Below are 14,091 nucleotides of genomic sequence, written 5' to 3' on the forward strand. Positions count from 1 at the left end.
TGCACAGTTTTTGTTTCTTTGGGAATTATAACCCATTTCTATGAGATTTTTATCGCTCGCTCTTCTGATTTTCAGTTTGTCATTTTCTGCATTTTCACAGTCTAAGAAGTCATTTAAATACTTCAATAGCGCTCGCGAAGAGATGCGTAACAACAATTACCAAAAGGCGCTTGACGATTTGGATAAGGCCATTACTGATAGTCCGGATTTTATTGAAGCTATTCTCTTTAAAGCAGATTTGTACAAGGAAATGGGGCAAGGGGACAAAGCTCTGCCTCTGTATGAGCAAGCCTTGCAAAACAATGCTCCGTTTTATGTAAATCTATTTTACGGTGAAGCACTTTTTAATGAAGGAGAATATTCAAAGGCTATTGAATACTTGAAGCGCTATGCGCAAAACCCTCAGGCTTCGCAAAAGTATATGAGCCAGGCCAATGAGCTGATTGAGAATTGCGAATTTGCATTAACCGCCACGCAGCAGCCAAAAGCTTATAACCCACAAAATTTAGGTCAAAAAGTAAACAGCAAGGCGATGGAGTATTTTCCAAGCATTTCTGCTGATGGCAACACTTTAGTTTTTACACACCGCGATCCAAACGGTAACCCAAGTGATGAGGATTTTTGGTTTACCACCAGGGATTCAGTTGGCGCAGATTGGGGTAAAGCAAGCCCTTTGAAAGGAAGCCTTAATACTACTTTAAACGAAGGTGCGCAGTCTATCACGGCAAGTGGAAATGTGATTTTCTTCGCGGCTTGTGACCGTCCACAGGGGCAAGGCTCTTGCGATATTTATGCTTCGTTTCTCACCAAAGAGGGTTTTTGGAGTAAGCCTGTAAACCTTGGCCCAAATGTGAATACTGGAATGTGGGAAAGCCAGCCATCCATTTCTTCTGATGGTAAAACCATCTATTTTGTGCGAGGTAGAAATTCTTACGACAAGAATATAGAAATAATGTATTCCACACTTGAAAATGGCCGATGGAGTGAAGCTCAAAAAATTCCCGGCAAGGTGAATACTAAAGGACAGGAAACTTCACCGTATATACACTTCGATAATCAGAGTTTATACTTTTCGTCAAATGGCCATCCGGGCATGGGCGACCTTGACTTTTTTGTGAGTCGCAGACAAGAAGACGGAACTTGGGGTGAGCCTCAAAATTTGGGTTATCCGATTAACACAAGCGGCCAGGAGTTTAGTTTGATAGTTTCTCCTGATGGTAAAACGGGCTTCTTTTCTTCTGATAATATTGCTGGTGGTTTTGGCCTGTTAGATTTATACAGTTTTGAATTACCGGAAGAATCGCAGGCAGTGGAAATCGCCTATATAAAAGGAAAGGTGACTAATAAGAAAACGGGCGAACTTGTGGATGCTGAAATTGAGTTTAGCGATTTGGACAAAAACAAAGTTGTGCTTTTGGAGAACAGTGGGAGAGACGGCCGCTACTTTTCTGTGCTTCCCGGAAACGGGGACTACGGTTTGAGTGTACAGAAAAAGGGCTTTCTTTTTTACTCTAAAAACTTCAGTTTGAAAACGGAATCTCAGGAGAGAGCTTTTGAGCTAAACGTAGAACTACTGCCAATAGAAATTGGAGACAAAGTGAAATTGGAGAATATTTTCTTCGGTTTTGATTCCTATGAAATTGATGAAAAATCTTTTTCAGAATTGGCTACTGTAGAGCATTTTATGAAAGAAAACCCAACGGTGAAGATCAGTGTTGAAGGACATACTGATAATGAAGGTTCAGCGTCTCATAACAAGACTCTTAGTGAAAATAGAGCCAAGGCGGTGTATAATTATCTTGTAAATAAAGGAATTGATGCTTCGCGATTGAGCTACAAAGGATTTGGCGACAGCGAGCCTGTGGCAACAAATGATACTGAAGAGGGGCGTGCTTTAAACAGACGTACCGAAATAAAAATCACTGGAATTTAAAGTCGGTATTGAACGGCTATTGTGCCGAAGGCTCCACCCGAAGTTACAGGAATTACAAGTCCATTTATATTGTGGATAGCTAAGGCAAATTTCCAATCACGGCCTATTTGAAAATCATAGCCCAAATCTACACCGGCCCATGTGTAGCCGCCCACTGTGGCTATTGCGGTAAGCTGCTGCTTGCGACCAGTTTTTATTCGTGCACCGCCTCTTAGTTGGGGGTAGTATCCTGCCAGGTAACGATAATTTGCTCCAATAAATACTTCTGGCAACCATTTGTACTTATCTGTTTTGTGCGTGTAGGCGGCAGAAACTTTAAAAGGCATTAATCTATAGTAGCTTCTTGAATCACTATAGTAAAAGGCACTTTTATATTCATCGCTGGCGTGATCTCTCAAGCTGTCATTCAAGTCAAAAATGTCACTAAAGTAAACGCCTTCAAATCGAAAAGTACTGTCGGCATTTAGCACATTTCCTTTGTCCCAATACATTACTCCAAAGTCTGAAACACTAAGCTGCAAGCTCCCTTTTTCCTTTATGGGAAGTTCTATTGCAGCACCTACAGATGCACCGATTCCAGCCATCGGATGTACGTCACCATCTTTATCGCGGGTTTTATAATCCAAATCCATGTCTAAATACGCACCTTGAGGATCGGTATAAATGCTGGCCATTTTTACACCATAATAATTATGGTCGTGGCCAGAATGTAAGGAGACAGTAAGTTGAAGTGGATAAATGCTGTCTAGTAAAACATCAAAATTGTAATCAATGGATGAGAAATACCAGGTTTCGAATTTTGAGTCACCAATATTTATCGTAGTTCCGGCATAAGGTTTATTTCCATAAAACATAAGGTTTAGAAGGTCCTTGCTGAGTTTTGCACTGTTATAATAGGTGTTTCTCACATTTATTCCCCAACCTTTTTTATAAGCTCCAAAAATGTCATATCCGGGTTCTTGATAACCTGCACTAAAAGATCGAATGTATCCAAAACGTAAAGAGGAGGGGATGCTCTCTAAAAGCTCTTCTTTTTCATCATTGTCAAGAAAATCTTGTGAAACAAAATTCAAAAGTTCAATAGCCGAAAGCGAGTTGCTGAGTGCTCCATATTGCACTTTGGCCGAAAGATAAGGGTACTGCTTTACAGGTAAAATTACATCATCAACCATATTGGTATCCGAAGATTGACCAAAAGCAAATAGTGCATTAAAAATGAAAAGGCAGGAGTAAAAATGCTTCATTTACTTGGTACGAATAGTTAAATCCCCGGAAAGGGTCATATCGAGATAATCGGTGTGATAAAGCTTTACCTTTTCAGTAGGTGAAGGAGTTTCCAGATGAACATCCATTACAATCCGTGTGGTTTTTTTTAAGTTGGCCACTTGCTCAGCATTTAGCGGAAAGTTTAGAATGCTCTGTACTTCAGAAATAGTTTTACCCGCACTATTAGTTTCTCCGGGAAGTATTCGGTCGCTGGTGCTTAAAATCCCCAATCGTACGCCCATATCATTTACCAAATAAATTTCCACGGAGCCACCCAGAGGAAAATGGTTTTTAGAAATCAGTTTCAAAACACCCTGCTGAAGCTGACCATCTTTATCCAGGCTGAAATAATCAAAGGCCATGGAATCTGAAATATGAATATCCGTGGCGGAAAAATGCATCGGGATTTCAAGATTCAGATAGGTGTCTATTCCATATTTAGAAAAGATGAATTGATTGTAATCTGGAGCGTTTGTGGGGCCATTGAGGTATGAAGTTACACTTGTGCTGAAGAAGTTTGGGTTGGCCTCAACCAGCTCATCCAGGTTGCTATTGCTTTTATCTAAGTCTATTTCCAAACTAGAGGCTATTGGGAGATTCAGTGCTGATAATGTTGCTGCCGGAATTGTGCTTACAGTGCCAAGTCCATTCCATGCAAGATCTGTGCTGTTTCCTTGATTAATGCCTTGAGGTGTTGTTGCATTGCTGGATGAAAGGCGATCGATTTGTATGTCAATAGGCGCACCAATACGGTTTACAAATTCAAGCTTAAGCTTTACTTCTTCTAGGTCGATGCTACTGTTTTGTAGGTTTCCAAAAAGCGAAACTTCATTTACGTCTTCAGCCAGGCTGGTATCTTTGCCTAAGTAGCCATAACCTTCATCTGCCGTGAGTGCGGAAATACCTGTTTCTATTAATACACTGTCTTGTAGCGAAAGGCTTATGAGGTTGCCGGTTGAATCAATTTTGCCTAGAAGTATAGTGTGAAAGGTGTTATAAATGTTGGTATAAGAAGGCCTTCCTGTAAGGTCAATATTATATCCACTAATGTCTACGGTAGAGTTTTTGGAAGATGTGGCACCTGCAGGAGCGGGGGGCACATTTTCTATTATTGCAAAAGGCACCCCGTTTTTAGTAGCTCCTGGTACAGAGTAATCTAAGCTAATTTGATCTTCGATGGTGCTAGTAGCATTCAAATAAATCGAACCACTTTTTACATTTACAGAAGTGAGCTGAGCCGATCCAGTTTCTATTTCTGTATCAGCGGTATCGTTGGCCAAAATTTGATCAGGAAAAATTGCCGTAGCAGAAGATGGAACTAAATTGTCCAGAGATACTGTGATGAAAATTTTACGTGAGGTATCGATTAACATTGAATCTTGACCGCTACCGGGAGTTCCCAATTTAGCTAAAGTTGCACTCAGCTCACCTTCTATGGTCATTCCATTTAACGCAAAGGTTTCTGAGTAAGTCTCTTGAGGTTTTAGTGTGTCAATAGTTTTTTGAGCAAGGGTAGTACCGGAAACCTTGTTTTTCAAATTATACTCAATATCAGTAAGTACTAGAGGCAAATCATTATATAATTTTACGGTTATCTCCCCAGAAACTAGAGTTATATTTTGAAAAATATTGGTCGCGTCTACGGTAAAAGTCTTCTTATTAGTGGTGTTAAAAGGCGGTATGATAGTAGTTTTTCCGTTATTATAAATTATGAATTGACCTACAGGAGTGCCACTTTTACTTAAATACCCTAATGAAATTGCATCGTTGATTGTTGGACTTCCAAGATTAATATCTTCAAGCTTTATAATATTGGCAAATGAAGCATCTAATGGCTTAATAATTTCATTGGGAAGTATTGTGGCTAATCTATTTTGATAAACTATGCTCACCAGACCATCTGGATCTATGGTTAGATTGGAGTCCGCAAGAATATCACCAATATCCATTCGGGTACTTACCAATGGGGTAAGTGCTTCAACATCCCATTTAGGAATTTTTGGGTCAGGCTTACAGCTAAAGGCTAAAACAGCCAAAAGCAAGATGGAAATATAGGGTTTCATCAATTTTTAAATCAGGGCAATAAGTTTGCAAGATACCAAACAGATTTTTGATTTAGCAATAAGGGGCTTTTTCCTCCTTGTGTCATACATCTAGTAAAACGTAAGTTTGATAGAAAAATAATTCAGCCATGCCCAAAACTTTTAACTTAGCCGAAGTTTTACCAAACTCTCGAACTTTTATGAAACAACTAACAATTCTCGCAGTGCTTGTCATAGCTATGTCTTGCTCTAAGGATAAGCTAGATTTCGACATGGCGAAAGACATCAGGTTTCAGCCTGAAATAGAAGCGCCACTAATCAATGCAACTCTCAGCCTTGAAGACTTAGAAGCACGAGATACAAACATTGTAGTGGATCCAGATAATGCATTAAGAATAAAATATACTAAGGATAGCCTATTTTATATTTCAGCCTCAGAATTTGTTAAAATTCCAGAGCAAAACCCTGTTTCCGTTTCTTTACAAAAAAGTGCACCACAGCTGGATACTGATATTCAATTGGGAACGCTAGGCGGTGTAGAGCTCGGACAAGCTACTTTTTCAGCAGGTTTTTATGTAATCAATTTAGAAACCACAAGCCCCGCTGTATCCGCTGTAGATGTAGAGGTAACTTTAAAAAATGCTATTCAGAATGGCAATCCTATTAGTAAAACGGTGACTTTATCTACGGGTGAAACTTTCGCCAAAGATTCTATTGACCTCTCCAATATTGAGTTTGACTTTACTGGGGGGCAGCAAAAAGTGAATTATATAGGCATGTCGATGGAGGTTTTAAATCCATCTGCGATGGCACCATCTAGTTCAATTGAAGTTATTACACAGTTCAAAAGACTGGGGCTGGAAGAAGCGACTGGATTTTTTGGTCAGAGAAGTATTAATATACCTGGAAGCAGTCTGGATTTAGATATTTCCGGTTTAGATGACTTGGTGAATGGCCTTTACCTTACTGAGCCTAAACTAACCTTAAATACGTCAAGTACATTAGGCGCCAACTTATCCATGAATTTAGATTTGGATGGTATCAATTCAAAAGGAGATGTAGTAAGTCTGGATGCTGGAAACAAGCCGATAGCTGCAGCGGATGACCCTATTACACCGAAGCAAAACTCAATTACCTTCGATAAGAGCAATAGTAATATTGCCGATTTTTTGGCCAACATTCCGGCTGAAGTGCTTTACTCAGGTAAGGTGGAGCTCAATCCATCTGGCATGGCAAATAATTTTATTACAAAGAACTCGGGTGTGAAAGTAGGAGTGGATGTAGATGTGCCACTTCGTTTGCGAGCCGATAATATGCAATTGGATAAAATTCTGGATGATATTGATTTTTTTAGTGAAAACCCAGAGGAAGTAGAAGCACTCACATTAATATTTTACACTGATAATGGTTTTCCATTTGACATGTTTGTGGATGTTCAGTTTCTTGAAATTAATACAGGAGATAGTATTCAGGGGTTTCAGTTGCCATTGCTAAAGGCAGCTCCTGTTGATGGCAGTGGAAGGGTAACTTCCAATGCCCCAGTTGAGCGCCTGGAGGTAACATTTACAGCTGAAATGTTGGATAGAATACAACACGCGGACAAGCTTCGCTTTGTAGGGAAAATAAGTACCGCAAATAGCGGGAGCCAAGTAGCCACTCTTTATACAGATTATGAGCTTGGGATAAGGATTGCCGCTCGAGTAAAGTTGAATGTAAAATTGAATGACGAATGAAAAAGCTAATACTTTTCGCTTCTGCTTTGGTTGGATTTTCTACGCATTCTTTTGCTCAGTCCGATCTTACACTTTATAATTTTAACAGCGTTGCGCAGAGCTTGCATGTAAATCCTGCACTGCCACAACAAACTCGCGTGTGGGTTGGAATTCCTTTGTTATCGAGCATTCAAGTTTCTTATCATAATGATGGCTTTAGGCCAATAGATCTTTTTGAAACAGGGACTGACGTAAATGAAAATCTGGATAATATTATCCTGGGTCTCGATGATGAAAGTCAATTTGCCATTAATCAGTCTATTGATTTGCTAGGTGTAGGTTTTCAAGTGAGTGGAGGGTTTTTAACTCTAGGCGCCCAGCAGGTAACAGACTATAGAATGGATTACCCCGTGGACTTATTGAGATTAGTTCGTTTTGGAAATGCTGGGGCAGATTATCGTAGCTCTAATGTTTCTGAGTTTGATTTTGAAACTGTAACTAGAACCAATTACTACATAGGATATCAAAAAGATGTGAATGATAAATTAAGTCTCGGTGGACGTTTTAAGTATATTATAGGTCAAGGTCATGCTTATGTAGAAAAAATGGATGCCACAATAGAGACTTTGGATAATTCAAACTTGGAAATTGAAACGGATATTATAATTCGGACTGCTGGAATCAGTGATTACATTGAAGAGAATCCTTTTGAAATTAAGACAAGTGTATTTCCAGATAATAATGGTTTTGGAATTGACTTGGGCGCAAATTATGTCCTAGATGATAAGTGGTCTTTTTCTGCGAGTGTATTGGATTTAGGTTTTATAAACTGGAAATCCGGCACTAGAGATTATGTTAGCAAAGGAACCTTTGAGTACGAAGGTGTGGATGCTAATCTTAATGATGATGATCCTGTAGGCTCATTTGATGAAATATTGGATAGTCTTGCAGCAGCCTTCGAATTTACGGAGGTAGACGGTGAAAAATATACAAAGTGGCTAGCGTCAAGAGTGTTTTTGGCAGCCAATTATAAAATTAATGAGAGGCACACTTTTGGAGCTGTTTATCAAATGAAGTTGTGGAGTGGAACAACCTATCATGACTTTAGTGTAAACTACCAAGGAAGGTTAGCCAGAGCTTTTCAATATACTGTTAGCTATTCTATTATTAATGGAACTTATAATAATGTGGGAGCTGGGTTTCAAACTAAGTTAGGGCCAGTACAGCTGTATTTGCTTACCGACAATTTTTTGAACATCATGTATTATGAGAACCTTGAAACCACCAATGTAAGGCTAGGGTTAAATGTTGCATTATTTGACAAAAAGACTAAGAAGAATAAAACTAAGGCACCTACGAATGTTGAAGACGCTTTGGAGCCAGTAAAACTTGAAAACCAATAATTAAAAATCAAAGTATGAAAAACTCGAAACTTTTTAGCGGGACCATCTTAATGGCAGCTTTTGCACTAACAGTAGGATGTGAGGATACAAGTCTTGAAGATTTACTTTCTGAAGGCGATGCTCAGGTGAGTGAAAGTTATATGAAAACAGAGGCATCTCTATACAACCTTTACAGTGTTGTTGATGTAAGCCTTAGAGATTCTTTATTTCAGGTTAATGATTCAGCTATGGTAGATGGTGCAACTGTAATTCGCAGTGGGTCAAATGTTACAATTAATTTTGGAACAGGTGTAATTGGCAGCGATGGCAGAACACGCAAAGGCATAATAGAAGTAATAGAGTCAGGTGATTATATGACATCGGCTTCTTTAGACATAGAGCTTAAAGGATATTCAGTAAATGATGAAAAAGTTACTGGAAGCATAGAGCTTGATAAAGCAGGTAGTGATTTTGGACTTGTAATCACAGGATTTTCAGCAGACCAAGAAATTGAAATTGATGCTAATAAAACCATTTCTTGGAGAAAAGGATTTACAACCTTGAGCAACAGCGATGATGACGTATTTGATATCAGTGGTACCGCAACAGGTAAAGATTTGAAGGATAATAGAGAGCTATCTACATCAATCACCGAAGCGATGAACTACGATAGAAGTTGTGAGTTTAAGATGGTATCTGGAATTATTGAGCTTACACTTCAACCAAATGATAGTATTCCTGACGTAACGGAGGCTGCTATTGACTTTTTAGCGGATGATGCTTGTAATAATTTAGCTAAAATAAAATTGAAGCAAGGCGAAACTGAAATTGAAGTAACCAAACAATTCAATGGCTTCTAATCGAACTTTGACAAAATAATAAAAGACCCGATACTATCCGTATCGGGTCTTTTTGATTTAATGGAGGTCGAGGTTTATTTAAAAGTCATTTTCATAGAATAGCTCTTGTTTACATTTTCCTTGTCCACAAATATGGCTTGAGAAGCCAGGCTTTTTTCAATATGACTTTTCAGTCTATTGTCTTCGCAAGCCATATCATCAATTATTACCTTAAAGCTGTTGGTAACATGAAATTTGATGAATACTGTTTGTGGAGTCATTTCTTGAGTTACAAAAAATGGGGAACTAAGTTTTGAAGCAAATTGGTTTTCAATACTGAAGTAGCTTTTGGCCACTTTTTTTTCAGCTTCACCTTCTTCGCCACTAGCCGATACTTGAAAATAAGAGAGTAGGGTAAGGGCTGTGCTTAGTAGAATTGTTTTAGTTTTCATGGTGTCAGTCTTTGTTTTGGTTTTTGACTTGGTGTTTGTTTTTTTTAACACCACAAATAGACTGAAGAAACCAATCAAGCTGGTTAAGGGCAGGTGCTACTTTTGTTAAGCTTAGATATACTATTTTGAGCTTTAAAGCACTTTGTAAGAAGCATTTATTAAGAATGTATACCCAATATTAAGGCCCCATATCGAGGCCTTAAATTTTGAAATAATTGAGGGTGTTAAGAATCAGGAAGGTATGATTTAAAGAAGATTTTTATCGATAAAAATCTTCTTTAAGCAACACTATCCAAAAGTTCATATAGCTTTTGCTTGCTGTCATTCCATAGCTCAAATTGAATCATGCCTATACTCATATTTATCTCGTGAGCAAAGTGTAAAGTATAATTTGGGCGAAGCTCCAATAAGCAAGCTCGTATATCTTTAAGATGATTTGTGGATTGGCTAAATTTAGCCAGTAACTCATTTTGCCCACTTGCAGATTGTTGACAAGTTTTAAAAGTGAGAGCCAAAGAATTATCAATTTCCGCAATCAAATCCTCAAAATGTGTACACTTAAGCACACGTTTTTTTCGCATTTCAAATTCGAGGATCAAATTTTTTGTTTCATTTTGTAGTGACTTAACCATTAGGTTTCAAATCTATTAGCGTTTTTAGAGTAGAAAAAAATTAGAGGAGTCATCTGTTATTATCAAGACGAATATATAGATTTTGATAGTGATAACGGTAGTTTGAGAGATTCCGTATTTCAGTTTTAACACTTATAATTATCTTGCAAGCATGCAAAATGTTCCTGTTCAAAATACCTCAGACAGCAGTCACAATTTTAGTTTTTGGTTCCACCTTTTCATCAGCATTTTGGCTTGGGTTGGTCCTTTTTTATTTTCCTGGTACTTGATGATTACTTCGTACCTAATTGTGATTTTACAATTTATGGTATTCGATAAATGTCTGCTCAATGCAAAACATGATCTCAAAACTGAAGGAGACGCCACTTTTTATTCCTACCTATTTGAGCAAATGGGAATGGAAATAGACAGACCTCGGCTAAAGAAGTTTGTGAGAATTTACTTGTACCCAATACTTGGTGCCTTCACAGTACTGTGGCAGCTCTACTTTGGGTTTGAAGCTATTCCATTTTAGACCTAGCTTTTTTGAATTTCTGATTGAATTTTATCTAGAACCTCTTCCATTTCTTCAATACTGCTGTATCCTCTAGTTACCACGTATGCCTTTTGGTCTTGCTGCAGTAGTACTGTAGGGAAGCCTTTTATTCCCCAATTAGAAACTACCTCAAACTCTTGTTGGGTGAGCTGAAGCAATTTTTGGTTTTGAAGCTTTTCGGCAAAGTCAATTGCATTTAAGCCAAATTCAGAAGCGCATTTTCCATAGGTATTCCAGTCTGCTGGCGGCATACCTTCGTAATAGATAGCGTTTTGCATGCGAGTGGCAAAAGCAAGTTCGTTTTCAGGCTGCTGAGTTCTAAAGAGAGCTAGGGCCATTGCAGAGGGTACTGAGGTGAAAATTTCAGAGCTATCATTAAATAGCTTCTGTAAAAAAGGTTCGCCAAATTTGATGCCCGTTCTATCCTGTACATTTAAATGTCCTTCCTTTATATAGGATGCAACCTCAGAAATAGGCCCAATTCTATCACCTGTTACCATACCTCCAGAAAGAACTCTAAAATTATAATCCTCTTTATGTTTTTCATAAAATGCATTTATCACTGGGCTAAAACCGTAGCACCAACCGCAAAGAGCATCGTACACATAAAATATAGTAGGCTTGTTTTCAGACATAACAGTAGCTTTCTGGTAATAATGAGATTTCAAAAAGCGAAGGTATAGTATATCATTGAAATGTAGGAATTCTACCCATAAAGCAGTCCATAAAGAAGGGGAGTGCTTAACATTATGATAAAATGGGACGAAATACTGGCAAATCTCAGTTTATCACAATATCTTTGTAGCTTCTTTGATTTAACCCCGTCCTAGTAAAGTTTAACTTGATCTATCTTTTTTTGAAGGTGGAGGGGCGTTTTTGGGCTTATTGAAAGAAATTAATAATACTAATAAAAAAAGCAGGGCAATGTTAAAAGCAAGCGTGGATTCAGGAAAGTATCAGGAAGCAATGAATCGTGCAGTAGATTATGTGCAAAACCTGGGTTTCGAGAATATCCGTGCCCGTCATGAAGATTATGATGAACCTGCAAAACTGGTAATGCAAGGTCAGGACAAAACTTTTATTCCTGATATCACGGCTATGAAAAATGGTGGTAAATACTATTTTGAAATTGCTGATCGCTCAGAAGACGCTACAGAAATTGTAGGTAAGTGGAAGCTAATGGCTACTCTTGCTGACATGAAAAGCGGTGATTTGAGAATCTTCGTTCCTTACGGGTGCATGAAGTTTACCACAGAAATTTTAGAAAAAAAACACATCAAAGCTGAAATCATTAAGCTTGATCGTTAATCCTCGGATTATATAAATTCTTTAAAAAAGGATTGAATAAGATTATGAAGCCTCGCATTGCGGGGCTTTTTTTATGGCTATTTTAGCGAATATTCAAAACCTACTTTCTTGTTTGCCATAGTTGATGTAGAAACCACAGGAGGCCACGCCTCGGGTCATGCCATGACCGAAATTGCCATAGTACTTTACGATGGCACTAAGGTGGTAGATAATTATTCCCAGCTTTTAAATCCTAAGCAGCACATTCCTTTAAATATTCAAACCCTTACGGGAATAACACCAGATATGGTGGAGGATGCGCCTACTTTTCCGGACGTTGCAGATGAAGTGCGTGAGTTTTTGGGCGATCACATCTTTGTGGCGCACAATGTGAATTTCGACTACTCTTTTGTAAAGTCAGCTTTTGCATCTGTCGGTATAGATTACAATCCAAAAAGGATGTGCAGCGTGCGCTATGCGCGTAGGGTTGAAAAAGGGCTTAAATCCTATTCATTGGGAAACCTGTGCAAACACTTTAAAGTAAATAATGAGGCAGCTCACCGCGCCTGGGGTGATGCCACAGCTACGGCCAAAATAATGGAGTACTTGCTGGAGAAGGATAAAGATGGCCAATGGCAGTTTTTGATAAAGAAAAACTCAGGGGAGTTTAACCTTCCGGCAAATTTGCCTTCAGATGATTATCATGATTTGCCTGAAGTACCCGGGGTATATTACTTTATGGATAACCTCGGAAAGCCATTGTACATCGGCAAGGCAAAGAACCTGAAAAAACGGGTAGCTACTCATTTCGTTTCAGATAAGGAGGGAAGCAAGAGTCAGGGTTTTAAGCGGGAAATATTTAACATAAAGTTTGAAAAAACAGGAAGTGAGCTTTTGGCCAGCTTGCTGGAAGACCACGAGATTCGACATTATTGGCCCAAGTATAATCGTGCCCAAAAGAATCCGAAGCGAAAGTTTGCGGTGTATTTATTTTACAACCAAAAAAATGTGCCCTCGCTGGCTATTAATAAAATCACCTCACAGCAAGGTTATTTGCGGGATTTTCATTCTAACTCTCAGGCCCAGTCTTGGGTACTTAAGCAAATTGAAGAGTACAACCTGAATGCAGCTAAGTGCGGTTTTCCTTTTTCCTTTCTAGACAGAGAAATTACGGAGGAGCAACACATGACAGGCGTTCAGAGACTAATAGATGATCTAAACAGCCAAAGCCAAAATTTGGTAATAAAAACCTATGGCCGCGAACCTGATGAAGACGGCTTTGCCCTTGTAAAAGATGGTCACCTTGCTGGAATGGGATTTGTACCACACGATGTGCAAATAAGCAGTTATGGCGAGTTGCAGGGCTTTACCCGAGAACTACACAGCAGCATAACCACTCAGGCCATTATTAGAAAAGTATTGGAAGAGGGTAGGTATGCAGTGGAGGAGTTTTAAAGTTTATTGCTCAAGCCGCAATGTTCTTCTTTTCATTTTGCCATGATGCAAAACGAAACAAAAAATCTAGATCATTTAAGGAACTTTTGCTCCGCTTAACTTTGCAAACCACGGTCAAATAATGGTTTCATGCTCCTTTCTTCTTCGAAGAACGCAATTCCACCTTATTTGCCGCTAGTTCTGAAAATGCTCTTGGGCCACACCATAGTTCTGTTCTTTGAAATAGGCCTTTCAGCTTTTCCATAGAAAGGCAAATGGAGTGGAGCGTAAAAATTTAAAAACTCCTCTCGCAAGCTGGCGTGATGAGTTTCAAAATTTTAGCGAAACGGAAAGTAGGTTTCAAGGAAGAAATGAGAAGCCTGGGGGTTTTTATTCGCTTGTTTTTATTGTCACAGGTGTTCATGAGCTTCCTCTGGTCGGTTGTTTACTTTTTTGACTCGAGCAAAAAGTAAGGGATAATTTTTCTTTGCTCAAGCCGCAAGGCTCTTCCTTCTTCTTTGAAAAAAAGGAAGTAAAATGACTTTGAGAAAAAAGTAAAACACATACTCAACTGGCA

12 protein-coding genes are annotated in these 14,091 nt (G+C 38.7%); 7 read left to right on the plus strand and 5 right to left on the minus strand.

Translation table 11 applies throughout. The features are described 5' to 3' along the window. Window positions 1-40: 40 nt before the first annotated feature. Complete coding sequence (locus OWEHO_RS01940; protein WP_014200770.1) at window positions 41-1,933, plus strand: OmpA family protein; 1,893 nt, start codon at window positions 41-43, stop codon at window positions 1,931-1,933. Here OWEHO_RS01940 and OWEHO_RS01945 read toward each other — a convergent pair. Next, entirely contained in the window at window positions 1,930-3,177 is a 1,248-nt protein-coding gene (locus tag OWEHO_RS01945) for a DUF5723 family protein (RefSeq protein ID WP_014200771.1), read from the minus strand. The two genes, OWEHO_RS01940 and OWEHO_RS01945, sit on opposite strands and share 4 nt — an antisense overlap. Continuing rightward, on the minus strand, window positions 3,178-5,262 hold the full coding sequence (locus OWEHO_RS01950) for a hypothetical protein (RefSeq protein WP_014200772.1): 2,085 nt from the start codon (window positions 5,260-5,262) through the stop codon (window positions 3,178-3,180). Between the two features lie 179 nt (window positions 5,263-5,441). Between OWEHO_RS01950 and OWEHO_RS01955 the strand changes: the two genes are divergently transcribed. Genes OWEHO_RS01955 through OWEHO_RS01965 form a run of 3 tightly spaced genes read left to right on the plus strand, consistent with a single transcriptional unit; the run spans window position 5,442 to window position 9,195 of the window. Further along, window positions 5,442-6,974: a hypothetical protein gene (locus OWEHO_RS01955; protein WP_143764460.1), complete on the plus strand. Its 1,533-nt coding sequence runs from the start codon at window positions 5,442-5,444 to the stop codon at window positions 6,972-6,974. After that, the gene (locus tag OWEHO_RS01960; RefSeq protein WP_014200774.1) at window positions 6,971-8,356 is read left to right on the plus strand and encodes a DUF5723 family protein; all 1,386 of its coding nucleotides are present in this window, start codon (window positions 6,971-6,973) and stop codon (window positions 8,354-8,356) included. Before OWEHO_RS01955 ends, OWEHO_RS01960 begins: the two co-directional genes overlap by 4 nt. A gap of 14 nt (window positions 8,357-8,370) precedes the next feature. Beyond that, the gene (locus tag OWEHO_RS01965) at window positions 8,371-9,195 is read left to right on the plus strand and encodes a hypothetical protein (RefSeq protein WP_014200775.1); all 825 of its coding nucleotides are present in this window, start codon (window positions 8,371-8,373) and stop codon (window positions 9,193-9,195) included. A gap of 74 nt (window positions 9,196-9,269) precedes the next feature. On the opposite strand, the gene OWEHO_RS01970 is transcribed toward OWEHO_RS01965, so the two are convergent. Continuing rightward, entirely contained in the window at window positions 9,270-9,626 is a 357-nt protein-coding gene (locus tag OWEHO_RS01970; protein WP_014200776.1) for a hypothetical protein, read from the minus strand. A 278-nt stretch (window positions 9,627-9,904) separates the two neighbouring features. Continuing rightward, the gene (locus OWEHO_RS01975; protein WP_169312753.1) at window positions 9,905-10,225 is read right to left on the minus strand and encodes a hypothetical protein; all 321 of its coding nucleotides are present in this window, start codon (window positions 10,223-10,225) and stop codon (window positions 9,905-9,907) included. Window positions 10,226-10,409: 184 nt separating this feature from the next. On the opposite strand from OWEHO_RS01975, the gene OWEHO_RS01980 reads away from it, so the two are divergent. Further along, window positions 10,410-10,772, plus strand: coding sequence for a hypothetical protein (locus OWEHO_RS01980; protein ID WP_014200778.1), 363 nt, complete (start codon window positions 10,410-10,412; stop codon window positions 10,770-10,772). Window positions 10,773-10,774: 2 nt separating this feature from the next. On the opposite strand, the gene OWEHO_RS01985 is transcribed toward OWEHO_RS01980, so the two are convergent. After that, window positions 10,775-11,428, minus strand: a complete 654-nt coding sequence (locus OWEHO_RS01985; RefSeq protein WP_014200779.1) for a DsbA family protein — start codon at window positions 11,426-11,428, stop codon at window positions 10,775-10,777. Between the two features lie 289 nt (window positions 11,429-11,717). On the opposite strand from OWEHO_RS01985, the gene OWEHO_RS17680 reads away from it, so the two are divergent. Further along, entirely contained in the window at window positions 11,718-12,101 is a 384-nt protein-coding gene (locus OWEHO_RS17680) for a hypothetical protein (RefSeq protein ID WP_014200780.1), read from the plus strand. A 108-nt stretch (window positions 12,102-12,209) separates the two neighbouring features. Further along, on the plus strand, window positions 12,210-13,535 hold the full coding sequence (locus OWEHO_RS01995) for an exonuclease domain-containing protein (protein ID WP_014200781.1): 1,326 nt from the start codon (window positions 12,210-12,212) through the stop codon (window positions 13,533-13,535). Window positions 13,536-14,091 lie beyond the last annotated feature (556 nt).

Source organism: Owenweeksia hongkongensis DSM 17368 (assembly GCF_000236705.1).
In the GTDB taxonomy this organism is placed as follows: domain Bacteria; phylum Bacteroidota; class Bacteroidia; order Flavobacteriales; family Schleiferiaceae; genus Owenweeksia; species Owenweeksia hongkongensis.